21 protein-coding genes and 1 tRNA gene are annotated in these 25,180 nt (G+C 53.0%); 5 read left to right on the forward strand and 17 right to left on the reverse strand.

The genetic code is table 11. The features are described from left to right. Position 1: 1 nt before the first annotated feature. From NST43_RS24490 to lonB, 6 genes are all read right to left on the reverse strand, one after another. Positions 2-2,029, reverse strand: a complete 2,028-nt coding sequence (locus NST43_RS24490; protein WP_339219912.1) for an S-layer homology domain-containing protein — start codon at positions 2,027-2,029, stop codon at positions 2-4. Between the two features lie 86 nt (positions 2,030-2,115). After that, positions 2,116-2,898: a CpsB/CapC family capsule biosynthesis tyrosine phosphatase gene (locus tag NST43_RS24495; protein ID WP_339219913.1), complete on the reverse strand. Its 783-nt coding sequence runs from the start codon at positions 2,896-2,898 to the stop codon at positions 2,116-2,118. A gap of 101 nt (positions 2,899-2,999) precedes the next feature. After that, positions 3,000-3,587 carry a non-ribosomal peptide synthetase module gene (locus NST43_RS24500; protein WP_339219914.1) on the reverse strand — a complete coding sequence of 196 codons (588 nt, stop codon included), beginning with the start codon at positions 3,585-3,587 and terminating at the stop codon, positions 3,000-3,002. 30 nt (positions 3,588-3,617) lie between these two features. Further along, entirely contained in the window at positions 3,618-4,283 is a 666-nt protein-coding gene (yihA, locus tag NST43_RS24505; protein ID WP_209993554.1) for a ribosome biogenesis GTP-binding protein YihA/YsxC, read from the reverse strand. Between the two features lie 12 nt (positions 4,284-4,295). Beyond that, entirely contained in the window at positions 4,296-6,689 is a 2,394-nt protein-coding gene (gene lon, locus NST43_RS24510; protein ID WP_339219915.1) for an endopeptidase La, read from the reverse strand. Between the two features lie 234 nt (positions 6,690-6,923). Then, positions 6,924-8,633, reverse strand: coding sequence for an ATP-dependent protease LonB (gene lonB / locus NST43_RS24515; RefSeq protein WP_209993552.1), 1,710 nt, complete (start codon positions 8,631-8,633; stop codon positions 6,924-6,926). A gap of 190 nt (positions 8,634-8,823) precedes the next feature. Here lonB and NST43_RS24520 point away from each other — a divergent pair, with 190 nt between their 5' ends. From NST43_RS24520 to NST43_RS24535, 4 genes are read left to right on the forward strand one after another with little or no spacing between them, the layout of a single operon-like run. After that, on the forward strand, positions 8,824-10,287 hold the full coding sequence (locus tag NST43_RS24520) for a spore germination protein (protein WP_339219917.1): 1,464 nt from the start codon (positions 8,824-8,826) through the stop codon (positions 10,285-10,287). A gap of 41 nt (positions 10,288-10,328) precedes the next feature. Next, positions 10,329-11,534, forward strand: coding sequence for a Ger(x)C family spore germination protein (locus NST43_RS24525; RefSeq protein ID WP_339219918.1), 1,206 nt, complete (start codon positions 10,329-10,331; stop codon positions 11,532-11,534). Continuing rightward, positions 11,531-11,740, forward strand: a complete 210-nt coding sequence (locus NST43_RS24530) for a hypothetical protein (protein WP_339219919.1) — start codon at positions 11,531-11,533, stop codon at positions 11,738-11,740. The genes NST43_RS24525 and NST43_RS24530 overlap by 4 nt, the downstream gene beginning before the upstream one ends. A gap of 10 nt (positions 11,741-11,750) precedes the next feature. Beyond that, entirely contained in the window at positions 11,751-12,875 is a 1,125-nt protein-coding gene (locus NST43_RS24535) for an endospore germination permease (RefSeq protein WP_339219920.1), read from the forward strand. Positions 12,876-12,982: 107 nt separating this feature from the next. Here NST43_RS24535 and ispG read toward each other — a convergent pair whose 3' ends face one another. From ispG to NST43_RS24560, 5 genes are all read right to left on the reverse strand, one after another. After that, positions 12,983-14,128: a flavodoxin-dependent (E)-4-hydroxy-3-methylbut-2-enyl-diphosphate synthase gene (gene ispG, locus NST43_RS24540; protein ID WP_339225519.1), complete on the reverse strand. Its 1,146-nt coding sequence runs from the start codon at positions 14,126-14,128 to the stop codon at positions 12,983-12,985. Between the two features lie 129 nt (positions 14,129-14,257). Next, positions 14,258-15,514, reverse strand: a complete 1,257-nt coding sequence (gene clpX / locus NST43_RS24545; RefSeq protein WP_209993548.1) for an ATP-dependent Clp protease ATP-binding subunit ClpX — start codon at positions 15,512-15,514, stop codon at positions 14,258-14,260. Between the two features lie 12 nt (positions 15,515-15,526). Beyond that, positions 15,527-16,117, reverse strand: a complete 591-nt coding sequence (clpP, locus tag NST43_RS24550; protein ID WP_209993547.1) for an ATP-dependent Clp endopeptidase proteolytic subunit ClpP — start codon at positions 16,115-16,117, stop codon at positions 15,527-15,529. Between the two features lie 280 nt (positions 16,118-16,397). Next, on the reverse strand, positions 16,398-17,741 hold the full coding sequence (gene tig / locus NST43_RS24555; RefSeq protein ID WP_339219921.1) for a trigger factor: 1,344 nt from the start codon (positions 17,739-17,741) through the stop codon (positions 16,398-16,400). A 96-nt stretch (positions 17,742-17,837) separates the two neighbouring features. Continuing rightward, the gene (locus NST43_RS24560; RefSeq protein WP_339219922.1) at positions 17,838-18,767 is read right to left on the reverse strand and encodes a hypothetical protein; all 930 of its coding nucleotides are present in this window, start codon (positions 18,765-18,767) and stop codon (positions 17,838-17,840) included. 153 nt (positions 18,768-18,920) lie between these two features. Here NST43_RS24560 and NST43_RS24565 point away from each other — a divergent pair. Continuing rightward, a tRNA-Arg gene (locus NST43_RS24565) sits at positions 18,921-18,994 on the forward strand. Between the two features lie 689 nt (positions 18,995-19,683). On the opposite strand, the gene NST43_RS24570 is transcribed toward NST43_RS24565, so the two are convergent. The 6 genes from NST43_RS24570 to NST43_RS24595 form a co-directional block, all read right to left on the reverse strand. Beyond that, on the reverse strand, positions 19,684-20,916 hold the full coding sequence (locus tag NST43_RS24570; RefSeq protein WP_339219924.1) for an SEC-C metal-binding domain-containing protein: 1,233 nt from the start codon (positions 20,914-20,916) through the stop codon (positions 19,684-19,686). Positions 20,917-20,943: 27 nt separating this feature from the next. After that, the gene (locus NST43_RS24575; RefSeq protein WP_339219925.1) at positions 20,944-21,360 is read right to left on the reverse strand and encodes a hypothetical protein; all 417 of its coding nucleotides are present in this window, start codon (positions 21,358-21,360) and stop codon (positions 20,944-20,946) included. Then, entirely contained in the window at positions 21,353-22,159 is an 807-nt protein-coding gene (locus NST43_RS24580) for an RQC-minor-1 family DNA-binding protein (RefSeq protein ID WP_339219927.1), read from the reverse strand. Before NST43_RS24580 ends, NST43_RS24575 begins: the two co-directional genes overlap by 8 nt. Positions 22,160-22,398: 239 nt before the next feature. Further along, a complete protein-coding gene (gene pstA, locus NST43_RS24585) occupies positions 22,399-23,280 on the reverse strand; it encodes a phosphate ABC transporter permease PstA (protein WP_209993542.1) in 882 nt (293 codons plus the stop codon). Next, positions 23,280-24,224: a phosphate ABC transporter permease subunit PstC gene (gene pstC / locus NST43_RS24590; RefSeq protein WP_209993541.1), complete on the reverse strand. Its 945-nt coding sequence runs from the start codon at positions 24,222-24,224 to the stop codon at positions 23,280-23,282. Before pstC ends, pstA begins: the two co-directional genes overlap by 1 nt. 90 nt (positions 24,225-24,314) lie before the next feature. Further along, on the reverse strand, positions 24,315-25,178 hold the full coding sequence (locus NST43_RS24595) for a phosphate ABC transporter substrate-binding protein (RefSeq protein WP_339219928.1): 864 nt from the start codon (positions 25,176-25,178) through the stop codon (positions 24,315-24,317). Positions 25,179-25,180 lie beyond the last annotated feature (2 nt).

The following is a 25,180-nucleotide window of genomic DNA, read 5'->3' on the forward strand; positions in this document are numbered from 1 at the left end:
CTTACTTGAAGTTGATGGTGCGGTAGATAATCACTGCAGCTTCAGCACGTGTAGCTGTGTTGTTAGGATTGAACTTGCCGGCGTTGCCGATAACCAGGTTATTGCTGGCAGCGAAGGCTACTCCGTCTTTCAGGGAAGCAGCGATCTTGCCTGCATCGGAGAACTTGCTCAGGGAGCTGACACTAGTTGCAGCATCTGGCTTCTGCGACTTCACGGCACGGGCAATCATCGTTGCCATTTCCGCACGGGTAATCGTTGCACTAGGATCGAACTGGGCTGCACTGCGTCCAGTAATGATGCCCTTCTCAGCAGCAACAGCTACATAAGGAGCATACCAGGCAGTGGAGCTTACATCACCGAAGCTCTGCTTCGCGGAGTTGTTCTCCAGGTTCAGTGCACGGATCAGCATCTTGGCGAATTCTGCACGGGTCACATTGTTCTTCGGAGCAAAGTTGCCGTTGCCTACGCCTTCAATAGCACCCTTGGCTGCTACGACTGAGATCTGTCTTCCAGCCCAGGCCTGAACACTTGCAACATCCTTGAAGCTGACTTTGTTCTCCAGTACAGCATAGGAAGAGAAGCCGTCACGCGGTTCAGTGATGTGATCACCATCTACAACACCACCCTGATATTGCAGTTCTTTGTAGACTACCTTCGCAACGGACAACAGTTCACGGTCAAGGCCTTCTGTATTCTTAAGCGGCAGCTTGATAATGATTGGCTGCTTGAAGGTTGATGTAACCACACCGCCTACAGTCAGTTCGAAGTCATATACGCTGGATGCCAGCTTCATGCTGGACAGGGATGTTACGGTTGTATCTGCTACAGTGGAAGTAGTCAGTGTAATAGCTTCACTGAACTGTCCTACTGGAATCGTTACAGTCAAGCCGTTGAAAGTAATTGCAATGTTGGCAATGCCTTTCGCCTTGGCTGCTTCGATGATTGCTTTGGACAATGGCACTTCTACTGTTGCCGCGTTCACTGTACCCAGGTTCAGGGTAAGCGTAAGACCTGTCTTACCGGCATTAGCTGCAACCAGTGCATCAAAGGCTTTCAGTACATCAGCATCTACGAGCTTCAGGGTTGCTTTGTTGCCTACAATCGTTACCAGCTTGGATACATCGTATACACCTGGTGTAGCTGTAGGGTTCGTAACTGGAGTTGTTACTGTGCCGCCACCGCCACCGCCGCCAGTGCCAGTTCCAGGAGGATTAGGCTCAGTAATTACAGGCTCGTTAATGTAAGCTCTCACATAAGCTAAAGCAAGAGCCTTCACTGCTGGCGCGGCTGTTGGGATTGTATCCTTCAGGTTCTTAAGACTGAGCTTAATATCTCCTGGAGTAATGTTAAGGTTGTAGACTACCTGGCTTACGGTAAGGCCACCCTCAATTGTGTTGTGATTCAGAACCTTGGTAATGGCTTCATTCAGCAATGTATTCAGAGCATCATCAGTGCTAGAAGCATTAAGAACCAGGTTCATCAAGTCAGTTTTGGACTTATTGCTGATCATTGCGCGAAGTTCAGCTTCAACGCCTTTGTCGCCGAACAGGAATTCATTGAAATCGTCAGCCGTAAGATTCTTTACGCCAGCCTTAACTGCAATTCTCTTCAGCAGGTCCACATTCTTCTCATCATAGCGGATCGCCTTAATCGCAGTGTAATCCTTGTCATATACATCGTAGACTACACTGGATACGCTCGTGAATGCTTTATGAGCAGTTGCAAGATCATCAGCTTCTAAGGCAAGCTTGTCCAGCACTGGCTTGAAGATCTGTTCGAAAGTAGTAGCGCTGATATTGCCTGCTTCCTTCTCATAAGCAAGAAGTGCTTGTCTCTCAGTCTCTGTAAGCTGAGCATAAATCTTCTCAACCTTCGCCTTCACATCTGCCTGCGATACTGCTGCTGCGGAAGCTGTACTCACTCCAAAATGTTCAGCCAGCCCCTTGCTGCTGAACGGGAATCCGGCAACGGATGCCGCTGCCATGCTTACTGCTAGTGTAGATACTGCCAATTTTTTCTTCAAAGTCACTTGTCATCCACCTCTGTGTATGTATTTGTATTAATAATAGTGCAAGAATCCAGTAATACCCATTCTACCATTAATGACACAGAAGGTCACCCCTTACGAGAAAGAAATCCGAACAATCTATGACGTTTGCTGGTAGATTGAATAGGATTAGCTCGATTAATCTCCTTATTTGTAAGGAGATCGCGCGAATTTTGTAGAAAAAAGTCGAATGACTCTTCTCCCAATTCCCGCCGCACCACCCTATAAGCTTCGCTTAATCCAAAGGGACGGTGTACAGAATCATGCGCATCCGATGCAATAATATGCACGGCATGCTGCCGGCATAATTCGAGCGACAGCTTCTGCAGCTTACTCCCGAAGACGCCGGCCATACTCTGTGCAGTAACCTGTCCCAGAGCACCAATCTCTGTTAACCGCAGCAGCTTGGACGGATCGTCAGCAATCTCCGCGTTACGCTCCGGGTGGGCGATAACCGGCACCATTCCCTGAATGACCAGCTCATGACAGGTCTCTTCCATCGTGCGGGGCACCCGTGAAGAGGGCATCTCCAGCAAAATATACCGGGAACCGGCAAGTGTCAGCAGTTGTCCCCGCTCCAGATCATCGAGCAGCTCTCCGTAGATCCGGATCTCCTGCCCCGGCAGCACGACCAGCGGATTGCCTGCCTCCTGCAGCTTCGCATTCAGCACCCGCACCGCCGCTTGAATCTCCTGAGCCGGATTCATATAGACTCCGTTCGCATGGTGGGGGGTAGCTATTACAGTTGTAATACCATCGTTATGGGCGTCAAGCGCCATGGCGAGAGCGGCGTCGTAATCAGCGGCTCCGTCATCCATGAAAGGTAGAATGTGGCTATGGATATCTATCATATGTTGTATATCGGTCCTTTCGTAGAGGATATGTATAGTTTTCGCAAAAAAATACAACCATTTCACTAGGAAATGATTGCCATCTTTTAAAACATTATCACTTATGCTTCCAGTCGGAACAGCCGGTAGGCCGCCTCTGCAAGTCTCTCATCGACTTCCTTAATCACTGCCTCTTGCTGACTACAGTTGCGCATATCGAGCAGTCTATTAACCTCTTGACGGAGCTGCTCAATCTCACATTCTACGCTCTGAAGCTTGTAGACAGCCAGCATCTCTGCCACTGAATATTTATGCTGATAGATCAGCTTGATGCCGCCCGGCCTCACTTCCGAGATCCGGCGCACCGAGCCGCCTTCATAGTAATACATCATCGTTAGATCCTTATAAATGCGGTTTACGGTACCCGTGCCCTTATACATGAAGAATAATTTGCGGACTGCATTAATCAGATGAGGATTCACCACCCTGCAGGACAAGGAACCCATATAGATGCCGCCTTTGCGTTCAAAAGACAGATGGACCTCCTCGCCCCCGGCCTCCTCCAGCACAATCTCCTGTTCGCCCGCGCCAAGTACCTTCACACGGTGACTGATATAGCTGGTATCGGCGGTTAGCAGAAACTGGTTCAGCTGAAATTCGGTCATTTGCATCGTTGCATTCACATATTCCATCGCCAGACGCTGAGCCATAAACATCCCTCAATTCTTAATGACTAACCCTTAAGTCTCGGAAGGCGCTTCGTGCTGCGGTTCATCCCCGGAATCCTGATCATCCGGTTCTGCCGGAAGCTCTTCTTCGGTGGGTAGAGTATGTCTATCTATAAGTTCCCATAATTCGTCTTTGCCAAGTCCAATCTCCGATGAATACGCAATGAAGCTGTCTCCCGGCAGCACACCGAGCTCCTGCTTCATGATCTTGATATGCTTCGGCCAGCGGGTCTTCGGAATTTTGTCCGCTTTGGTGGCTACTACGCAGAGCGGCAGATCGTAGTGCTTCAGCCAGTCAAACATCATTTTGTCATTGACGGTCGGCGGGTGGCGCAGATCTACGATAAGCAGGACCATCTTCAGCGTCTCGCGTTCTGCCATGTACTTCTCGACCATTTTGCCCCAGGAGGCGCGTTGCGTCTTCGAGACCTTGGCGTAGCCATACCCCGGGAAGTCAACGAAATACATGCTCTCATTCACACGGTAATAGTTCATATGCTGCGTCTTGCCCGGTGTAGAACTGGTGCGGGCCAGATTCTTGCGGTTAATCATCCGGTTGATCAGAGAGGACTTCCCTACGTTGGAGCGCCCTGCCAGAGCAATCTCCGGCAAGGCATCCATGGGGTACTGGTCAGGGCCTACGGCACTGATAATAAATTCGGCGTTGTTAACTTTCATAAGACTTCCTTTCTAATGCACACTACTGGGCGCTTCAATGCTTATTTCTGTATCTGTATCTGAATCGGTGTTGATTCCATCTGCATGATCTACAAGCGCGTGCTTCAGTACCTGATCCATATGGGACACCGGCACGAACTCGACATCACTCAGGACACTCTCGGGGATATCCTTGAGGTCGCGTTCATTGTCCTTCGGGATAAGAATCTTCTTGTAGCCCGCACGGTGGGCGGCCAGGGATTTCTCCTTCAGGCCTCCGATAGGCAATACGCGTCCGCGCAGCGTAATCTCGCCGGTCATGGCCACATGCTTGGAGACATACCGCTTGGTGAGCGCGGAGATCAGCGCCGTGGCGATCGTAATCCCTGCGGACGGGCCGTCCTTGGGAATCGCACCTTCGGGAATATGAATGTGAATATCGTTCTTCTCGTGAAAATCAGGAGCAAGCCCCAGCTCCTCCGCCTTCGAGCGGGTATAGCTGAAGGCGGCCTGCGCCGACTCCTTCATCACATCGCCGAGCTGTCCGGTCAGCGTGAGCTTCCCGGTGCCTTGGACCACGGTTACTTCAATCAGCAGCGTATCGCCGCCAACTTCGGTCCAAGCCAGCCCGGTCACGGTACCAATCTGATCCTCCAGCTCTGCCATTCCATAGCGGAACTTGGAGGCTCCCAGATAATCCTTGATCTCTTCCGGAAGAATGCTGACGCGCTCCTTCTCTTCCGAGACGATCTGCTTCGCCGCCTTGCGGCAGAGGGCAGCAATCTGCTGCTCCAGATTCCGCACCCCGGATTCGCGGGTGTACTCGCGGACCATCTTCAGCAGCGTATCATCTCCGATGGACAGCTGCTCTTCCGCAAGGCCGTGGCTCTTGCGCTGCTTCGGCAGCAGATAACGGCTGGCAATCTGCAGCTTCTCAAGCTCCGTATAGCCAGGAATGAACAGCATCTCCATCCGGTCCAGCAGCGGACGCGGAATGTTGTGCACGGCATTCGCTGTAGTGACGAACATGACGTTCGACAGGTCGAACGGCAGCTCAACGAAGTGATCGCTGAATGTATTGTTCTGTTCCGGGTCCAGCACCTCCAGCAGGGCTGCCGACGGATCGCCGCGGAAGTCCGCTGCCATCTTGTCGATCTCATCCAGCAGGAAGACCGGATTAGTGCTGCCTGCCGTCTTCATTCCCTGGATGATCCGGCCCGGCATTGCGCCGACATACGTACGGCGGTGACCCCGGATCTCGGCTTCATCCCGTACGCCGCCCAGCGAGATGCGGACGAACTTGCGGTTCAGGGAGCGGGCAATGGAGCGGGCGAGCGAGGTTTTGCCGACGCCCGGAGGACCTACCAGACACAGAATCGGCCCCTTCAGACCCTTGACCAGCTTCTGCACCGCCAGGTATTCCAGCACCCGTTCCTTAGGCTTCTCCAGACCATAGTGGTCTGCGTCCAGCACCTCTTCCGCCTTGCGGATATCCAGATCATCTTCCGTGGCTTCGCTCCAGGGCAGACTGAGCAGCCAATCCACATAGTTGCGGATGACGCTGCCTTCGGCCGAGCTTGCCGGCATTTTCTCCAGACGGTCGATTTCCTTCTCAATCTTCTCCTGCACCCGCTCCGGCAGGTTCTTCTCTTCCATCTGGGCGCGCAGCTCATCGGCTTCACCGGCCCGGCCTTCCTTCTCGCCAAGCTCCTTCTGGATCGCTTTCATCTGCTCACGCAGGTAATACTCCTTCTGGGTCTTCTCCATCTGCTTCTTCACACGCTGGCTGATCTTGCGTTCCAGCTCCAGCACTTCGCGCTCATTATTAAGGATATCGAGCAGCTTCTCCAGACGCTTGCTGACGTCAATGGTCTCCAGGATCTCCTGTTTGTCCTTGATCTTCAGCGCCAGATGACTGGTGATGACATCCGCCAGCCGCCCAGGCTCCTCTATATCGGAGACCGCAGCGAGTGTCTCTGGCGTTACTTTTTTGGACAAAGTGATGTAGTGTTCGAACTGGCTCAGCACGCTGCGCATCAGGGCATCGCTCTCCTGGTCCACATCCTCCTGCTCCGGCAGCTCACGCGCCATCACCTCATAGTACTCCTCGTTGTCCGTATAATGAAGTATCTCAGCCCGCTCTACGCCTTCCACCAACACACGGATCGTGCCATTGGGAAGCTTCAGCATCTGCCGCACATTCGCCACCGTACCCACGCGGAATATATCCTCTTGCCCCGGCTCCTCAATATTGACTTCAGACTGGGAGCAGAGGAGAATCAAATTATCTTCAACCATAGCTTTCTCTAATGCCCGGACGGACTTCTCACGGCCTACATCCAGATGCAGAACCATACTGGGATATACAAGAAGACCTCTAAGCGGTAATAAAGGAAAACGACGACCCTTGGATTTACTTTGTATCATCGCTTTCGCACCTCCCATGGTTCATAAGTTGTGTCATATGCATTCATTCTAACAAAAGCCGCATGAAAACACCAACAACCCGTGTCTGCAATTGGTGTTATTGGCACGCTCACCCATTAGTATGTAGTATTCGCTGAACATTCGTGTCCTATGCCGCTGCTCCCCTCTCCTCATCCGCTCAAAAAAATCCCCCGGCAGCTACCCGCCAGAGGATTCCTTCGCACTATTCCTGTCTTATCCAGGCATACTCTCGCCCGAGGCGTCCGCCTTCAGCAGTGAAGGCGCCGAAGAGAAGGTCTCGCCCGATACAGCGGGCATTCTGATGTCTGCCGTGTCCGCGCCGAACAGGTGGCGGAAGACTTCCTCCACGGTGTCCACCGGGATCACCCGCAGCGCGCCGAGGTCGGCGAACAGCGATTGCCAGTTCTCCTTCGGGATCAGCACGGTGGTCGCTCCCGCCTGAAAGGCAGCCTCCACCTTGGCGACCACGCCGCCGACCGGCTTCACGCGGCCATGGATGCCGATCTCCCCGGTGATCGCCACCGTGTTATCCACCGGCAGCTTCCGGATGGCGGAGACGATGGCCACCGCCATGGCAATCCCGGCGGACGGACCGTCAATCGGTGTCCCGCCGGGGAAGTTAATGTGCAGGTCATACTTGTCCGGCTCCAGCTTCATGGTGCGCAGGACGGTCAGCACATTCTCAATCGAGCCCCGGGCCATGCTCTTGCGCCGCACGGTCCGCGAGCCTCCGCGCGTCTCCTCTTCATCGACTACGCCGGTGATATTCAGCCTGCCCGGCCCGTTAAGGGCGGGCGCGGCTGAGACCTCGATCTCCAGCAGCGTGCCCATGCCGGGTCCGTAGACGGCAAGGCCGTTGACCAGTCCGACCTGCGGGGCAGAAGGGATTTTGCGTTCCGTCCGCAGCGGCAGCTGGCTGCTGCTGGCGACCCATTCCACTTCCGCAGCGCTCAGCGTATCCCGGCCTTCGGTCAGCGCGAGACCCGCAGCCAGCTGAATCATATTCACCGCCTCACGGCCGTTCGTAGCATATTGCTGCACGACCTCAACCGCTTCAGGGCTTGGCTTCAGCCCGATCTTCTGGACGGCATCCCGTCCGATCACGGCAATCTCCTCCGGCAGCAGCGGACGGAAATAAATCTCCATGCAGCGCGAACGCAGCGCCGGCGAGATCTCGTCCGGTGATCGTGTCGTGGCTCCTACCAGCCGGAAATCGGCAGGCAGGCCATTTTGGAAGATATCATGGATATACGCTGGTGTATTGCTGTCCTCTGAGTTGTAATAGGCGCTCTCCAGCAGCACCTTGCGGTCTTCCAGCACCTTCAGCAGCTTATTCATCTGAATGGGATGCAGCTCACCAATCTCATCAAGGAACAGAATTCCGCCATGCGCCTTGGTCACCGCTCCCGGCTTCGGCTGCGGGACTCCGGCCACGCCCATGGCCCCTGCTCCCTGATAGATCGGATCATGCACGGAGCCGATCAGCGGATCGGCAATTCCGCGCTCGTCGAAGCGCGCCGTAGTGGCATCGATCTCTGTGAATTTGGCGTCGCGCTTGAACGGCGATAACGCATTCTTCTTCGCTTCCTCCATAACTACCCGCGCCGCTGCCGTCTTGCCCACACCCGGCGGCCCGTAGATAATGACATGCTGCGGATTGGCACTGCAGAGCGCGGCCTTCAAGGCGCGCAGCCCGTCCTTCTGTCCGACGATATCGTCGATGGAGGCGGGGCGTGTCTTTTCCGAGAGCGGCTTGGTCAGTGAGATCATCCTCATCTTGCGCAGCTTGTCCAGCTCCTTACGCGATTCCCGGTCCACCGCCGTCTTGTTCGTCTTCTGTCCCCGCAGCAGATTCCAAAAATAAACACCGATGACCAGCGCGAAAAAAAGCTGCACGACCATCAGCAATATACTTAGTTCCATAGGTCACCCTCCTGTATCCTTCCGTCTACCTGTTCTGTATTCAGCTACTACTTGGTAGTATAGCCGTTTCAAACATTCATAAACTCCCGCAGCAAAAAAACAAAAGCCTCCGCCTCCCTGACGGCCCGCATATTGCATACGATTTCCATAATCGGAAAGACTATACGCGAATGATTGGAGGCGAATGAACATGACACAGCTAGAGAACGCAGGCTCGCCGCAGGAGAAACTGCCGGATTCTATGTCCGCTTTTATAGAGGGGACACAGGCCCGTCTGGGCACAAGTACGGATATCATCTACAGATTCATTACCCTCGGCCCCTCGTCCGCAGTGGTTGTATATATTGAAGGAATGGCTGATCCGCAAGCTCTGATGAAGGCCATTCATGAAGACGCGGGCCAGTTCAGTGAGTACAGTGAACCGCAGCCGGAGCGCTGCCTGAAGCTCCTGCAGGAAAGAACGCTCTCGCTCGGCAAAGTTGGAGGAATTACGAATTATACAGAGGTAGAGACTGAACTGCTGGCCGGCAACTCGATCATCTATATTGATGGAAGCACAAATGCGTTATCTGCCGGGACAGAAGCGCTGAAGCAGCGTTCAGTGGAAGACGCGGTTTCCCAATCCGTAGTAAGAGGGCCGCGTGAAGGCTTCACCGAATCCCTGCGGGAGAACACGGCTCTGATCCGCCGGCGTATCCAGAACCCCAAGCTGCGTATTGAACAGCGGAAGCTTGGAGAGCAGACCCAGACCAATGTCGCGGTGATGTATATTGAAGGCAATGCCGATCCCGAAGTGCTGCAGGAGCTGCGCAGGCGGCTGGATGCTGCTAAGCTCGACAGTGTGCTGGAGAGTAACTATGTTGAAGAAATGATTCAGGACCAGCGCTACAGCCCCTTTCCGACCGTGTATAATACGGAACGCCCGGATGCTACCGCCTCCGCACTGCTGGAAGGCCGGATTGCCATTCTGGTGGAGGGTAGTCCGTTTGTACTCGTGGTCCCTGCGCTGCTGGTGCAATTCTTTCAGTCCAGTGAGGATTATTACCAGCGGAGCGATTTTTCCAGTCTGGTCCGGATGCTCCGGTTCTTCTGCTTTGCTATCGCACTGCTGACTCCTTCCTTCTATATAGCGATCACTACCTTCCACCAGGAGATGATTCCCACCACATTGCTGATCAGTCTGATCGGACAGCGCGAGGGGATTCCTTTTCCGGCCTTCCTTGAAGCCTTCATCATGGAGATTACCTTCGAGATTCTGCGTGAGGCCGGTATCCGTCTGCCCAAATCGATCGGTCAGTCGGTGTCCATCGTCGGAACGCTGGTGATTGGTCAAGCGGCGGTCGATGCAGGACTCGTCTCGGCGGCCATGGTTATCGTCGTATCCATCACAGCCATTTCCAATTTCGCCTTGCCTGCCTTCAATGTGGGGATATCGGTGCGGATGCTGCGGTTTGTCCTGATGATAATTGCCGCCTCCTTCGGTTTATTCGGCATCATTATTGCCTTGATTATTCTGGGATTGCATCTGTGCAGCCTTGAATCTATGGGCATCCCTTACATGACCTCTTTTGCCCCCATCCGCTGGCAGAGCCAGAAGGATACGTTCATCCGCTTATCCCGGCGCACCATGAAGAAATATTTTGGGCAGAATTAGCAGGTTGACCTGAACTCTCTTCAACGAAAGGACTGCTGGCCATGTGGAGAAAATTCCTGTGTATCCTTCTGATCATGAGCCTTACCTTGCTCACCGGATGCTGGAGCCGCAAAGAGCTGAATGATCTGGCTGTTGTCATGGCGCTCGGCATTGATCTCGATCCGGGCGGCTATGCCGTCACTGTTCAGGTGATGAATCCCGGGGAGACGGGCAATCAGAAGGGCGGTAGCTCCGGGGGGATGCCTGTGGTTACCTATCAAGCCATTGGCAGAACTGTTCCCGATGCGTTGCAGCGTATGCTGAGCATGACTCCGCGTATGCTGTATCTGGCTCATATCCGCGTGTTAGTCATCGGAGAGGCCTTGGCCCGCAAGGGAGTCAGCGATGTGCTGGACTTCATCTCACGCAACCATGAGCTGCGTACGGATTTCTTCCTGCTGGTGGCGAAGGAATCCAAGGCTTCCAAGATACTGGAAATTATCACTCCATTCGAGCATATTCCGGCGAACTCCCTGTATTCTTCTATTCTGGTCTCGCATAAAAAATGGGCAGCAACCGGGAAGGTGACCTTGCAGCAGTTCATTACCGAGATGGAGCGCGGCGGCTCCAATCCGGTGATGTCCGGTGTGCAATTGAATGGGGGCGGGCAGAATGGAGGGTCCGAGAACAATGTGGATACGATCAGCCCGAAGACCATGATCGAGCACGTGGGAATCGCAGTGTTCAAAAAAGACAAGCTGGTCGGCTGGCTGGACGAACCTGTCAGCAAAACGGTCAACTATGTCCTGGATGAGGTGGACTCCACGGTTAGCAATGCACCCATTCCCGGAGGCGGGCTTGCAGGCTTCAGAATAACCCGTTCAGACAGCAATCTGGACGTCCGGCTAGATGCACAGGGCAAGCCTGCATTTACGGTAAAGCTAAATATAGAAGCCAATCTCACCACAATTCAAGGCAAGCTTAATCTGAACAATCCGGCCAGCATCGAGGATATTCAGAGGAATCTGGAGCAGACTTATGACCTCAGGCTCACGCAAAATATCCGGGAGGTCCAGCAGAAATACGGCGCTGACATCTTCGGATTCGGCGAAGCCCTGCACCGGAAATATCCCCGTCTGTGGCGAACGTACCGCGAGCATTGGGAGGACAGCTTCAGAACCGTCAAGGTTAATGTACGTTCCAAGATAGTGATTCAGCGCATCGGTTCGATCATCCAACCCTTGAAACAGGAGATGGAGGAAAAATGAATTGGAATCTGATTCTGCTGTTCTTTCTGTTACTGGTATTGATCCTGAAGACACCTGCCGTCATTAGGCTAAAGTCACTGCGGGATGCAGCCGCCTTCTATAGTCTCTGGAGTCTTACCGTTGCGGCAACCTTATTGGACATGGCAGACCTGCCTCAGTTCAGGCCGCTCGACTGGGTACGCAGTATCATGCAGCTTCTGTCCTGAAATAACGTTCATGAGAGAGGGAGTGAACCACCCTGTGAAGAATCGTGCGGGTATTTCCTTACGGCAGTTCTATATCATGACATTCGGACTAACAATCGGAACCTCCATTCTGATCATCCCAAGCGGACTGGCGCATACCGCAAGAGAAGATGCCTGGATCGCTGCACTTTGCAGCCTCCTGATTAATCTGGTTATCGTCATACTGTATCTCGCAGTTGCCCGTCATTATCCCGGCAGAGATCTCTATGAAATCCTCGAAGCGGGTTTCGGCAAATGGATGGGCAAAATCATCTCGCTGCTGTATCTATTCTATTTCATGATACTCACCGGCACGCTGCTGGGCGATCTCGGCTTCTTCATCACCAGTGAGATTCTGCCCGAAACACCGATTGAAGCGGTCCAGATTATCTTCCTGATCGCTGCCGTCGTGAGTGTCAGTTCAGGGATTGTCGTATTTGCCAGAGTATGCGAATTATTATTCCCCTGGGTGCTGTTCCTGTTCCTGATTCTTGTGCTGGCCCTGATTCCCAAAATCGAATGGAATCATATCAAGCCTGTCCTGGAAGGGGGCTTATCTCCTGTGCTCATCGCTGGCTATCAATCCGCTGCGTTTCAGGAACTCATCGTGATGATGACCTTCCTGCCACTCGTCAGGAAGCCAAAAAGCGGGGAGCGGGCCTTTCTGCTGGGTACGTTCACAGGCGGCATGATCCTTAGCATCATCGTACTGCTCAGCTTGCTCATTCTGGGGATTGAACAGACGGAGAACAGCACCTTCCCCGCCTATGCACTCGCCAAGACGATTAATATCGGAAATATTCTGCAGCGGGTCGAAGGCATTCTGATCACCATTTGGGTACTGAGCTTTTTCATCAAAATCTCGTTGCTCTACTTCTCCATTCTGAAGGGGCTCCAATCCGTCTTTCATCTGCGGAAGCAGAACTATCTCATCTATCCCCTGGCCGTACTGTTCATCATCATCGCTTGGAATACCTATATCAACACCGTTTATATCAATGAAATTATTTCAAAAGTATGGGGAAATTTCGCGTTTATCTTCTTGCTGCTTCTTCCTTTGCTGCTCTATGGGCTAACTTTGCTGAAGAAGACTATCCACCGGCTCCGCACAAAATAAGCGCCCCGAAGCAAACGTCTGATCCAACAGACTTCTGCAGCGGGGCGCTTCAGGTACATGGACATAATTATGATGAGGGCAGGATTCGTGACGAAAGGGGCGTTCTGTTAATTACCGCTCTCCGAGTTGCCCAAGGCGACCGCCGGAGCCAGTCCGGCATGACTGCGGCCGGGAATCTCACCGGTCGCTTCAAAATGCTCGACAATAATGTCGATCTCCTTCTTCAGCTCAGAAACCAGCTCCGCCTCAGGCACCTTGCGGATCATCTTGCCGTAACGGAACAACAGCCCTTCTCCGCGCGCACCGGCGATGCCGATGTCCGCTTCTCTGGCTTCCCCCGGACCATTCACTGCACAGCCGAGGACGGATACCTTGATCGGCACCTTCAGCTTGGAGATGTACTCTTCCACTTCGTTCGCAATCGAGAAGAGGTCAATATCCAGGCGTCCGCAGGTCGGGCAGGAGATCAGGGTAGCCGCATTCGAGATCAGACCGAAGGTCTTCAGCAGCTCACGGGCCACCTTCACTTCCTCCACCGGATCAGCACTCAGGGAGATCCGCACCGTACTGCCGATGCCCATGGAGAGCAGCGCACCGATCCCGGCCGAGCTCTTCACTGTTCCAGCGAACAGAGTGCCGGATTCAGTGATGCCCAGATGCAGCGGATAAGGAATTACTTCTGCAGCTTGGCGGTATGCCTCAATAGCCATCGGCACATCCGAAGCCTTCAGCGATACGATAATATCGTGGAAATCCAGCTCCTCCAGAATGCCGATATGGTACAGGGCACTCTCCACCATAGCCTCTGGTGTAGGATAACCGTATTTCTCCAGCAGGTGATTCTCCAGTGAACCGGCATTAACGCCAATACGGATCGGTATCCCCTTGTCCTTACAGGCCTTAACGACAGCTTCAACCTTGTCACGGCGTCCAATATTGCCGGGATTGATCCGCACCTTGTCGATGCCGTTCTCAATCGCCAGCAGAGCCAGCTTGTAATTGAAATGAATATCCGCTACAAGCGGGATATGAATCTGCTTCTTGATTTCCTTAATCGCTGCTGCCGCTTCTTCATTGTTGACCGTTACACGCACGAGCTGACAGCCGGCTTCCTCCAGCCGCAGAATCTCGGCTACGGTTGCTTCTACATCGGCGGTCTTGGTCGTACACATGCTTTGGATGGCAACCTCGTTGTTACCCCCGATAATCACTCCGCCAACATTGACGGGACGGGTCTGGTGTCTCAGGAACATGGTTTTCTCCCCCATAACGATCAAAGCTCCACCCTCTCCGCTCCCGCAGGTCATGCGGGATGTGCGGGAGAAAGTGGAGACCCTGAGCTGTATTGTTAAGCCGTGTCAGGCCCGGTACTTACGCCTGGCTTACGCGCTTTCTTCTTTTTTCTTATCCTTCTTGAGACTAAGCTCCGGCAGAGACTTCTCCTGGACCACCTTCTCGGTAATGACACAATCCTTAATGTCATCGCGTGAAGGCACTTCGTACATCACATCAAGCATAATGCTCTCAATGATGGCACGCAATCCACGGGCACCAGTGTTCCGCTTGATCGCTTCCTTGGCAATCGCTTCAAGGGCAAGCGGTTCGAACTTCAAGGCTACATTATCCATCTCCAGCAGCTTCACATACTGCTTCACGAGTGCATTCTTAGGCTCGGAGAGAATACGTACCAATGTGCTCTCATCAAGCGGCTCCAAGGTCGAGATGACCGGCAGACGGCCGACGAACTCGGGGATGAGGCCGAACTTCAGCAGATCCTCAGGCAATACCATGGACAGGTATTCACCGGCCTTGAGGTCCTTCTGTCCTTCAACCGCAGCGTTGAAGCCGATGACTTTTTTGCCGATACGGCGCTTGATCATTTGCTCCAGTCCGTCGAAGGCACCGCCCACGATGAACAGAATGTTCGTAGTATCGATCTGGATGAATTCCTGATGAGGATGTTTGCGTCCGCCTTGCGGTGGAACCGAAGCAACCGTACCTTCCAGAATCTTCAGCAGCGCCTGCTGAACGCCTTCACCGGATACGTCACGGGTAATGGACGGATTCTCGGATTTACGCGCTACCTTATCAATTTCGTCTATATAGATGATACCGCGTTCGGCTTTCTCCACATCATAATCAGCCGCTTGAATCAGCTTCAGGAGAATGTTCTCAACGTCTTCACCCACATAACCTGCTTCCGTAAGGGAAGTGGCATCTGCAATGGCAAAAGGAACGTTGATGATCTTCGCCATCGTCTGCGCCAGCAGGGTCTTACCGGAGCCTGTAGGTCCGAGCAGCAGAATGTTGCTCTTCGTCAGCTCCACATCTTCAATCTTGCTCTGGCTGTTCACGCGCTTGTAGTGATTGTATACAGCAACGGAGAGCGATTTCTTCGCTTGCTCCTGGCCGATAACGTATTGATCCAGAATATCACGGATTTCCTTCGGTTTCGGAATATCCTTCATATCCAGCTCTTCTTCGTGGCCAAGCTCCTCTTCCACAATCTCCGTGCACAGCTCGATGCATTCGTCACATATATAAACGCCAGGTCCCGCTACTAGCTTACGAACCTGCTCTTGTGATTTGCCGCAAAAGGAGCATTTCAACTGCCCTTTTTCATCATTAAATTTAAACATCTTACCACCCCTTTAAGATTTGATCGGTGAAGAGAGTACCTGGTCAATGAGCCCGTATTCCTTCGCTTCTTCCGCGCTCATGAAGTTATCGCGGTCTGTATCCCGTTCGATTTTGTCAAGGGGCTGACCTGTGCGCTCTACATAAATCTGATTCAGCTTCGCCTTCGTCTTGAGAATCCAGTCGGTATGAATCCAGATGTCTGACGCCTGCCCCTGAACGCCGCCGAGCGGCTGATGAATCATGACTTCGCTGTTGGTCAGCGCATATCTCTTGCCAGGCGCTCCGGCTGTCAGGAGCAAAGATCCCATACTGGCTGCCATCCCTACGCAAATCGTTGAAACATCCGGTTTGATATATTGCATCGTATCATATATACCCATGCCGGCTGTAACAGAACCACCGGGCGAGTTGAGGTACAAGTGAATGTCTTTTTCGGGGTCATCTGCCGCCAGAAACAGCAACTGCGCAATAACCAGATTGGCGACATCATCGTCAATCGCACTGCTCAGGAAGATGATGCGATCCTTGAGCAATCTGGAATAGATATCGTATGAGCGTTCTCCCCGGCTTGTCGTTTCCACAACCATTGGTACCAGACTCATGCCACCAACCTCTTTTCTCTATACAGATTAGTCTTTCCGTTTCAGAAATATTTTAACACGTTCAAAGCGGGATGTCATTTATTCACTGTGCCATAAACCGCATTGCTCATGTGCATGCCATTATATCGCAATTCCACAGACAATGCCAATTGCCGGATTCATGATATGTACTTACAAACGTCTGCCCCGATAAAAATAAGGCACGTAACAAAAACTTACGTGCCTTATCAAATCTCTATGGAGGCTAATTGGATAGCCGTTCTAGGTAAAGGTTAGAAGCTTACTCAGCGCTTGCTTCTTCTGCTGCCGCTTCTTCTACAGGTGCTGCCGGAGCTTCAACTTCCACGCTGTTGCTAACGAGGAAATCGATTGTCTTGCGCAGGGAGATCTCATCATTCAGGCTGCTCAGGGAACCATTGGCTGCCAGAATGCTGCGGATTTCTTCAGGAGAACGCTTGTAAGCTTCAGCCATAGTAGCCAGCTCTTGCGTAACTTCTTCTTCGGAAACTTCGATCTTCTCTTCCTTAGCAATAACTTCCAGAACAAGGTTGTTACGAACGCGCTTCTCAGCATCGCCCTTCATTTGTCCCTGCAGGTCTTCACGGGTCTGGCCGGAGAAGCTAAGGAACATATCCATGTTCATGCCCTGCTGGCGGAGACGGGTATCGAAATCACGAACCATGTTCTCCACTTCGCTGGCGATCATGGCTTCAGGAATTTCAACTTCAGCATTAGCTGCTGCAGCGTCAACTACCGCTGTTTCACGAACGCCTTTGAGTTCTTCCTGCTTACGGGATTCGAGCTGTGCCTTCAGGTCTGCCTTGTATTCTTCCAGTGTGTCGAATTCACTAACATCCTTGGCGAATTCATCATCCAGCTCAGGAAGCTGTTTGCGCTTGATTTCGTGCAGCTTCACTTTGAATACAGCAGATTTGCCTGCCAGCTCAGCAGCGTGGTAAGTGTCAGGGAAGGTTACTTCAACATCCTTGAAGTCTCCAGTGGACATGCCCACTACCTGCTCTTCGAATCCTGGAATGAAGGAATTGCTGCCCAGCTCCAGGGAATGACGCTCAGCCTGTCCGCCTTCGAATGGCACGCCGTCTACCGAACCGTCAAAATCAATGATAGTGATGTCGCCGTTCACAGCTGCTCCTTCTTCAATGACAACAAGCTCAGCGTGACGCTCTTGCAGACGCTTCAGTTCAGCGTCCAGCTCTTCGTCAGTTACTTCTGCCTTCTGTACTGGAACTTCCAGACCTTTGTACTCGCCCAGCTTCACTTCCGGCTTAACTGTGATCTTCGCTTTGAAGATGAACGGCTGGCCCTTAGCGAATTGCTCGATGTCCACTTCTGGACGGTCTACAGGGAAGATGTCAGTCTGTTCAACGGCTTCGCCGTAAGCTTCAGGAAGAAGAATGTCGATAGCATCCTGATACAGGCTTTCAACACCGAAACGGGATTCAAAAATCGGACGAGGCACTTTACCTTTACGGAATCCAGGTACGTTTGCTTTCTTTACCACTTTATTAAAAGCTTTGTCGAGTGCTGATGCTACGCGTTCCGCTTCAACTTCGACTTCAAGAACTCCAAGGTTCTTCTCTATCTTTTCCCAAGTTGCTTTCATAATATACTTTTCCCTCCAAAAATAGGTTGCATGTTTACTTAAAATAGTCCAACATTTCACGCACAGAATAACCACTATATTATATACAACATTACTTTATTTATCAAGTAGAGAACTCTTTACAAATCCCCTGAGCGAACGGTAGGCCCCCTCGAATTGGAAGCGCATGCTGCCCGTGATACCATACATGCCCCGTGTTTCCTCTTCTTTGCGGTTCCCGTTCAGGCTCTCCGACACCATCTGGTGCAGGGCTCCCGCCCAAATATCGAGCTGCGAATACTCTCCGTCCAGCAGCTTGCGGTAATCCTCCGTCCCGTAGATGGACATGATGAACTGCCCCCAGAGCTCCTGGGCAAAATAATACAGCGTCGGCTCATGCACCTCCGCCTGCTCAGCCACCCGTTCCAGCACCTGGCTGATCTGCGGCGGGAACTCATCGTTCTGCAGGGGCACGGTCTCGATCTCCACCTCAGCGGTCTCATGGCCCCGGCTCAGCCTGATTGCCCCCTGCGCCCCTCTGCGCCGCAGGGTCTGCAGTGTACGGAACTGCAGCAGCGGATGCACCTCCGCCTGCTGGAGCCAGCCGGTCAGCGCTTCGTCCACCCCGCTCCCCTCCAGGTAGGAGAGCTGCTCCAGCGCAAGCACTGTCGCTTCGGACAGCGGTTCATTCATGACCCGCTTCAGCAGTTTATCCGGGTAGTCTGCATCCTCCTCCAGCTTGGATCTGGCCAGAATGCGGGCCATATCCTCTTCCCCCAGATCCATCTCCTCTGCATCCGGGGCACCGTCCCCGTCACTGCCCTGCGCAGCGTTAGGGAAGGCTGCCACCAGCCAATCCAGCAGCGACTGCCATTCCTCGTAGTGCCGCTCTTCCTGTCCCTGGCACTGCAGCAAAAAACGCAGCAGCTCCATCGCTTCCCCGTAACGTTCACTCTCCAGCATGACCGTGAGCTGTATCTGGTAGTAATCCAATGTCTTGGGAAACAGCACGATGTTCTCTTTGGCGGGGGAATTGAATTGATTCATGAGGGCACCTCCTTTTCTCCGAACTGTAATCGCTTCTGCGCCTTAATCAATTGTTGATTATAGCATATCCCTGCACGGTTTCAAAAAAACAAGTTGAAAAAGTTAACTATATATGATAATATAATTTTTGCTTGCTTTTAAGCCAGTCATCATGTCCCGGTAGCTCAGTTGGATAGAGCATGCGCCTTCTAAGCGCACGGTCGGGGGTTCGAATCCCTTCCGGGACGTCATAGAAACAGCCTTCCTTCGGGAAGGCTGTTTTGTCGTCCGGAGGATGAGAACCCTTGGCGCCAGCCGGGGACGTTGGAGCATACGCTTCGATAGCACTACTTCGCAATCAGCCGAATTTTGGCTGTATCCCTTCCGGGACGTCATAGAAACAGCCTTCCTTCGGGAGGGCTGTTTTGTCGTCCGGAGGATGAGAACCCCCTTTTATTTTGAGCGGGATGTTCTTTTGTCGCTTGGGTGAACGCTGCGCGAACGGACCGTTGTTACAATCGCTGTTGTCTCCAGATTTTATTTATTTCCCTAATCGGTAAAAATCCGGAGACAAAGGCGACCGCTATCGCTTTTCCGCGGGTCGTTCCGTCCTCTCCGCTGTTTGAGCGGGAAATGAACTTCACAGACCCGCCCTCACTCTTTAGTAGTGGAGGAATAAGAACCATGCACGAACTATGCGGACTGGAGATCCCTTATTCCGGCGGATCACGCCTGTCCGCAGGGTCATGCGGACTCAGGGGCCGTTAAGTAACCCGTTCCTTCGCATTTCCTGCTCAAATGAACAGTTTAACGTCCTCTGAGTCCGTTTAAGACAGAAAAGTTGGTTTTTTCGACGAATAGCGTACCCTCAGTCCGGATAGCTCTGCTGGTGGCTACGTTCTATTTGTTCAACATGAACCGGCTCTAGTCCCACCCATTAAGCATTAGCACCACAGCATTTCTTGTACTTCTTCCCGCTTCCGCAGGAGCAGGGGTCGTTGCGACCTACTTTAGCCGGGGCTGTGTACGTTTTGTCAGTTCCGTTCAGTCTGTTATAAGTCCCTATAGGGGCTTTGGTTCTAAACATCCGGTCCATTTCTTTCTTATGCTTGGCCATCCGCGCCTCTTCCGCATCAAGCTTCTTCTTCCACTGCGGCAGTGACGGGTGAGCAATATCTGAAATCACACAGTAGGCATACAGTGATTCCATAAGATTTAAATACCCCTCGTCATAGCCTTCCTCCACCATGGCCTCAACGAGCGGAAGTCCTTTTACCGATCCCAATTGGCAAAGATCATCAGCCAGTTTAGTCGCATTGGTAATATCACGTTCTTCCGGCAATAAGGCGAGCAGCGCCTCCTCGGAGTCCGGCAGCTTAATTCTTCCGAATACATCGGCGGCAAATATCCGGAAGAATTCCTGTGAAGCAGAGACATATTGCTCGGTTAACGTCTTGATCACCCCGGCTGTGCCTATTTGAGCCAGCGCGTCAACGGAAGTGGTTGGAAGCAAATCATCATCTGTACCCAAAAAACTGCACAGCACAGGGATAGCCGTCTCCAGCTTCATCTGACCTGCCAGTTGGATTAGATAGTGGACTTCGTAGCTCGGAGAATCCGGGTCGTTATCGCGCAGCTTCTCCAGCACAGTATCAGCGTCCAGACATTGTCTAAGCGCCAGCTCATTCACTAGCTCATCCCCGTACACATTATCGAACTCATCCCAGTATTTCCCTGAACTCTGCTCCATAAATAAGCTAAATTCGTCCAACAGCTCCTGGGCTGTCATCTTTGAGAGGCGAATCTTCTGATCAACCTTAATTTTCCATTCCGGAATTTCCTGGACAGACTCCATGAACGGGTCTAATAGCCGAAGATCACAATTCTTCAAAATTCCCAGCGCCAGAAATCTTGTATTATAGTGGGTGGAAGGAGATTGGTACCAAGCCAGCAGCTCACGGATCGTTTCCTCGGTCTGCGGGAACTTATAGGCATGAAACAGGTGAACCTCTTCGGTATCCTTGCATTGCTTCAGCTTTTGTAACACAAGCGGCATCAGCGCAGTATCGTGTTCATACAAGAAACTGTCGGCAAAATACCTCAAAGCGGTATTGCTCACAGCCGGCTCCGGATGGAGAATAAAGCTTTTTACTTGTTCGGTATTGAACATTAGCAGGTTCCTCTCTTATTATCTTGCTTACTCACCCTTCGGCTGCATATTCCCACTAGCCAACGATGGATTTCGAGGTACCTCCTGCTTAGCCGGCACATAATGAGTAGCGTAATGTTTCTCAACATTGGGATCTCCGGACTTTGAAAAGCGGAGCGGTCGCTTCGGGCCTTTGCCCCACCTCATATAGGCGGTGTAAGACGGCTTCAAATGAAGCTCCCGCGCGTTCTCGCGAAGCAGCGACATGATAAAGCTGAATTGAGACAGATTGCCCTGAAGCACACGTTCCAAATATGGCACTCTTCCGAAGCGCCACTCTTCTACGAGCTTAGGAGTGATTTTCCCGATCCTCAAGAATACATCCAGGGGACTTACGAAACCCTTCTCCGAAACGATTTCATTGACCACATGGCGTACCTTCGTTCGCAGTTCAAGCCTATTCATGCAAGGAATCCTCCTGATGCCGGCAATCGGGACACTTCTCCGGAAAGTAAATGCCATCTGCCCGGTAGCAGCTAAAATCAAGGTGATCGAATACATACGGATAGCCGCATTCCGCACACTGCAGCAGCACTGGATCGCGCGAACGTACAATCAGTGATTGCGCACGTTCCCGCAGCAGCTCATGCCACTCCATCTCCACCAGCCGTTCGCGCTCATTCAGGTCTGCTATTACCTGCCTGATCTCAGCCTGTACCTTCCTGAACTCTATGGGCTGCCATTGCTGTAAAAAAGGAATGTATTTCCGGTCACCGGAACACAGGATTTTGAACAGGAACATCAGAATCATCCCCCGGTTCCGGTCCTTCAAATACTCCATACTGACCGGCGTGATCCCTTGGTCCAGCCAGTTCTCCCACTCCCGCAGGAGTTCCTCCGCTCTTCGTTCCCGCTGGACGGTCCAGCCGTAGACGGTGAACTCGATCATGGGAAGCTTCCCGGACAGCTCGGTCTTCAGGTACCCGGCTTCGATGAGGACATCCACCTTCTCCATGATCTGCTCCATCGTCAGTTCGCGGAAGAAGCCATAGGCAGGAGTGTGATCCAAGCCGAGTTCAAGCAGCTTCTTCTCCTTCGAACCCTTCAGGATCTTGGCCAAAAGCGTACGCCCTCCGGCGGAGATAATTTCATCGGCTGCCTGCAGAATGGCTAGAAACTCCGGCCTTGGCAGCGGTGTGTTCAATGGATACGCGGTAGTCTGCTTCCGGTTCGGCTTATGGCGGCTCTTCTTCTGCGTACTCACAGCGTTCTCCCTCCTTCTCCTTGGATGGGCACAGGTTAGTCCAACCTGCACCTATTTAGTCGAATTATAACATATCCAGACGGGGGGACAGGAGACTCAGAGTTAAGTTTCAGAGCTTCCATGAGCTTCCATGAGCAATCCAAAGCCTCCTCCATTTCACAGCAAACAGGCTGCCCGTGTGGATTCCTCCACAGCAGGCAGCCTGTTCATCAACGTAAGAATAGCTTCGGTTCGTAGGATCAGCGCCCCCGGCGGCGGTTGCCCAGCCACAGCGGAAAGCGGAACATAAAGTTGATCAGCAGCACGACAAAGACCAGCACGGCGGCAGACTTATCCGCGATTTGCCGCGCATCCTCGACAATGGCCTCAGACTGTACGTACCACAGATGTACAGCCAGAGTCTCGCCTGGGGAGAACAGGTTGAAATCCCACATCTCGCCGGAGGTGCTGAGTCCGGCGGTCAGGAGAATGACCGCCGACTCCCCGAAGGCGCGTCCGGCCACCAGGCAGACACCGGTGACGATCGCCGGAAGGGCTACCGGCACGACGACCTTGCGGATGACATGGAACTTCGTCATGCCGAGGGCATAGCCGGCTTCACGGATCTCGCCGGGAACCGCGCGTACCGCTTCCTCCGTGACGCGGGCCAGCATGGGCAGATTCAGCAGCGCCAGGCTGACTCCCCCGCCGAGGATCGTCAGGCCGACGCCGAAGTACTCGGCGAAGATCGCCAGGCCCAGGAGGCCGAACACGATGGACGGCACCGAGGCCAGGGATTCCACGCAGATGCGCAGCGCACCCGTGAAGGCATTATCCGGCGCGTACTCTGCCATATAGATCCCTGCACCGATCCCGATCGGAACGGAGATCAGGAGGGAGATGAACAGGATATAGAAGGAGTTGAACAGGACGGGACCAATCCCGCCGCCGGGATCGATCTCCTCCGGCTGCTTGAGCAGGAAGTCAGGTCTGAGTGAAGGCAAGCCTTTGCTCAGAATGGTGAACAGCAGCCAGAAGACCAGCAGCATGACCAGAACTCCCAGCGTGTAGAAGCCGATGGTCGCCATTTTATTACGCCGCTGGGCTCTGGCCGTATGGCGTGTGCGGGTGAATCCGTTCATCAGGCATCCCTCCGTTTGCGGCCCAGGAGCCGGATAATCAGAATCAGCACAAACGAGATAAGCAGCAGCAGGAAGGCCATCATATGCAGCGAGTAGTTCCAGGTGGAGTCGAATTCCACGTTGGAAATCTGCATCACGATATTACTGGTCAGCACCGAGGTGGGTGCGAACAGGCTCTTCGCCAGCTGCGGCGTATTGCCGATGACCATCACCACCGCCATGGTCTCCCCGACTGCGCGGGTCATGCCAAGAATTACTGCCGAGATAATGCCCCGGCTGGCAGCGGGCAGAACGACACGCATAATGACCTGAAGGCGGGTCGAACCGAGCGCATAGGCAGCATCGCGGTATTTTCGCGGCACCGCAACAATGGCATCATCGCTGATCCGGCAGATCGTTGGCAGCACCATTAATGCCAGTACGAGTGCGGCGGCGAGCAGTCCGTCTCCCAGACCTTCTCCGCTGACTCTGCGCAGGAAGGGCAGCAGCACGGTCAAGCCCAGATAGCCGTATACAATAGAAGGAATACCGACCAGCAGATCGAGCACCGGACGGATGAAGCTCTTCAGCCATTTCGGGGCAATCTCTGCGCAGAGCACAGCCATCCCGACCGAGATGGGCACGGCAATGACCAGGGTCAGCGCGGTAAGCGACAATGTATTTACGATGAAGGCGGCGGCGCCGAAGGCCTCGTCTTCCGGCGTCCAGTTGAACGAGAAGAAGAAGTCCTGCGGGGAGATGCGGGTGAAGAGCAGCAGCGCCGTTTTGCCGATGAATACAATAACTAGTCCCAGCACAAGACAGAGCGCGAGGATGCTGAATAAGAAATAATAACGGGAGATGCTGTTGCCGAGCAGATGTCTGCGGTGCCGCTTGGTGTTACGTTTAACTTCCTCTAGGCTTGTCTGTATCTTCGCTGTCAGGCCATGAACCGGTGCCCCCATACTTTCCCTCCTGTAAGAGGCCAACCCCGTATTTCCCGGAGCTGGCCGCTGTTACCTATCAATCTATTGTGCTTGCTTGGTTCAAGGATCTTAGGATTGCATAGCAGAGATTGGAATGAACTTCAGCTTCTTGAGCGAGCCCTGCTGGAACTTCTTACTCTGTACATATTCGATGAATTCTTTGGTCGCGCCGGCCGGCTGGCCCTTTGTCATGTAGTAGCCGTAAGCCCAGATCTTGTACGAGCCGTTGATTACGTTATCCGTGTTAGCTTCTACACCGTTGAACTTTACAGCCTTGATATCGCCGCCGGTTACATAGACAAGGTCGATGTATCCAATAGCGTTAGGCGTTGTACCTACAGCTGTTTTCATGTCGCCGCTGGAGCCGGTTTCCTTGTAGTTCTTCTCTTTCTTCACGATGTCTCCGCCGCCCAGCGCCTTGGCCTGATAGTTAACGCGGGTCCCGGAGCCGAAGGCACGGGTGATCACTACGATGTTCGCATCTGATCCGCCGACCTCTTTCCAGTTCGTGATTTTCCCGGCGTAGATGCCTTTGAGCTGCTCTGTAGTCAGGTTGTCTACTCCGACATTCTTATTAACGATGGTTGCAAAAGGAATCACAGCGACCTTATTCGCCACCTGGCCGTCAAAGGCCTTGAAGCCCGGAACATCAATGCTGGCATCCCAGTCGCAGGCTCCGATATCGGCAATGCCCTTCTTCACGGCCTGCGGTCCAGTCACGGAGCCTTTGCCGGAAGCGGCGATCTTCACTTTAGGGTGAAGCTTCTGGAATTCTTTGGCCGCCTGCAGCGTCAGCGGAAGCAGAGCCGTAGAACCGTTAACGGTGATTTTACCCTTGAGGCTGTCCGCTGCTGCGGCTACCCCTGCAAAGGATGCGGTAACCGCGATAACTGCGGTGAGTGCTGTAACTGTGAACTTTTTGAATATCTTCATGT

It is taken from the genome of Paenibacillus sp. FSL H8-0332, assembly GCF_037963835.1.
Lineage (GTDB): Bacteria > Bacillota > Bacilli > Paenibacillales > Paenibacillaceae > Paenibacillus_AQ > Paenibacillus_AQ rhizoplanae.

What these genes read in the sequence shown, in the direction of transcription:
- NST43_RS24495 (WP_339219913.1), bottom strand. Translation starts at nt 2,898, where the DNA reads ATGATAGATATCCATAGCCACATTCTACCTTTCATGGATGACGGAGCC.
- NST43_RS24500 (WP_339219914.1), bottom strand. Translation starts at nt 3,587, where the DNA reads ATGGCTCAGCGTCTGGCGATGGAATATGTGAATGCAACGATGCAAATG.
- yihA (WP_209993554.1), bottom strand. Translation starts at nt 4,283, where the DNA reads ATGAAAGTTAACAACGCCGAATTTATTATCAGTGCCGTAGGCCCTGAC.
- lon (WP_339219915.1), bottom strand. Translation starts at nt 6,689, where the DNA reads ATGATACAAAGTAAATCCAAGGGTCGTCGTTTTCCTTTATTACCGCTT.
- lonB (WP_209993552.1), bottom strand. Translation starts at nt 8,633, where the DNA reads ATGGAACTAAGTATATTGCTGATGGTCGTGCAGCTTTTTTTCGCGCTG.
- NST43_RS24520 (WP_339219917.1), top strand. Translation starts at nt 8,824, where the DNA reads ATGACACAGCTAGAGAACGCAGGCTCGCCGCAGGAGAAACTGCCGGAT.
- NST43_RS24525 (WP_339219918.1), top strand. Translation starts at nt 10,329, where the DNA reads ATGTGGAGAAAATTCCTGTGTATCCTTCTGATCATGAGCCTTACCTTG.
- NST43_RS24530 (WP_339219919.1), top strand. Translation starts at nt 11,531, where the DNA reads ATGAATTGGAATCTGATTCTGCTGTTCTTTCTGTTACTGGTATTGATC.
- NST43_RS24535 (WP_339219920.1), top strand. Translation starts at nt 11,751, where the DNA reads ATGAGAGAGGGAGTGAACCACCCTGTGAAGAATCGTGCGGGTATTTCC.
- ispG (WP_339225519.1), bottom strand. Translation starts at nt 14,128, where the DNA reads ATGTTCCTGAGACACCAGACCCGTCCCGTCAATGTTGGCGGAGTGATT.
- clpX (WP_209993548.1), bottom strand. Translation starts at nt 15,514, where the DNA reads ATGTTTAAATTTAATGATGAAAAAGGGCAGTTGAAATGCTCCTTTTGC.
- clpP (WP_209993547.1), bottom strand. Translation starts at nt 16,117, where the DNA reads ATGAGTCTGGTACCAATGGTTGTGGAAACGACAAGCCGGGGAGAACGC.
- tig (WP_339219921.1), bottom strand. Translation starts at nt 17,741, where the DNA reads ATGAAAGCAACTTGGGAAAAGATAGAGAAGAACCTTGGAGTTCTTGAA.
- NST43_RS24560 (WP_339219922.1), bottom strand. Translation starts at nt 18,767, where the DNA reads ATGAATCAATTCAATTCCCCCGCCAAAGAGAACATCGTGCTGTTTCCC.
- NST43_RS24570 (WP_339219924.1), bottom strand. Translation starts at nt 20,916, where the DNA reads ATGTTCAATACCGAACAAGTAAAAAGCTTTATTCTCCATCCGGAGCCG.
- NST43_RS24575 (WP_339219925.1), bottom strand. Translation starts at nt 21,360, where the DNA reads ATGAATAGGCTTGAACTGCGAACGAAGGTACGCCATGTGGTCAATGAA.
- pstA (WP_209993542.1), bottom strand. Translation starts at nt 23,280, where the DNA reads ATGAACGGATTCACCCGCACACGCCATACGGCCAGAGCCCAGCGGCGT.
- pstC (WP_209993541.1), bottom strand. Translation starts at nt 24,224, where the DNA reads ATGGGGGCACCGGTTCATGGCCTGACAGCGAAGATACAGACAAGCCTA.
- NST43_RS24595 (WP_339219928.1), bottom strand. Translation starts at nt 25,178, where the DNA reads ATGAAGATATTCAAAAAGTTCACAGTTACAGCACTCACCGCAGTTATC.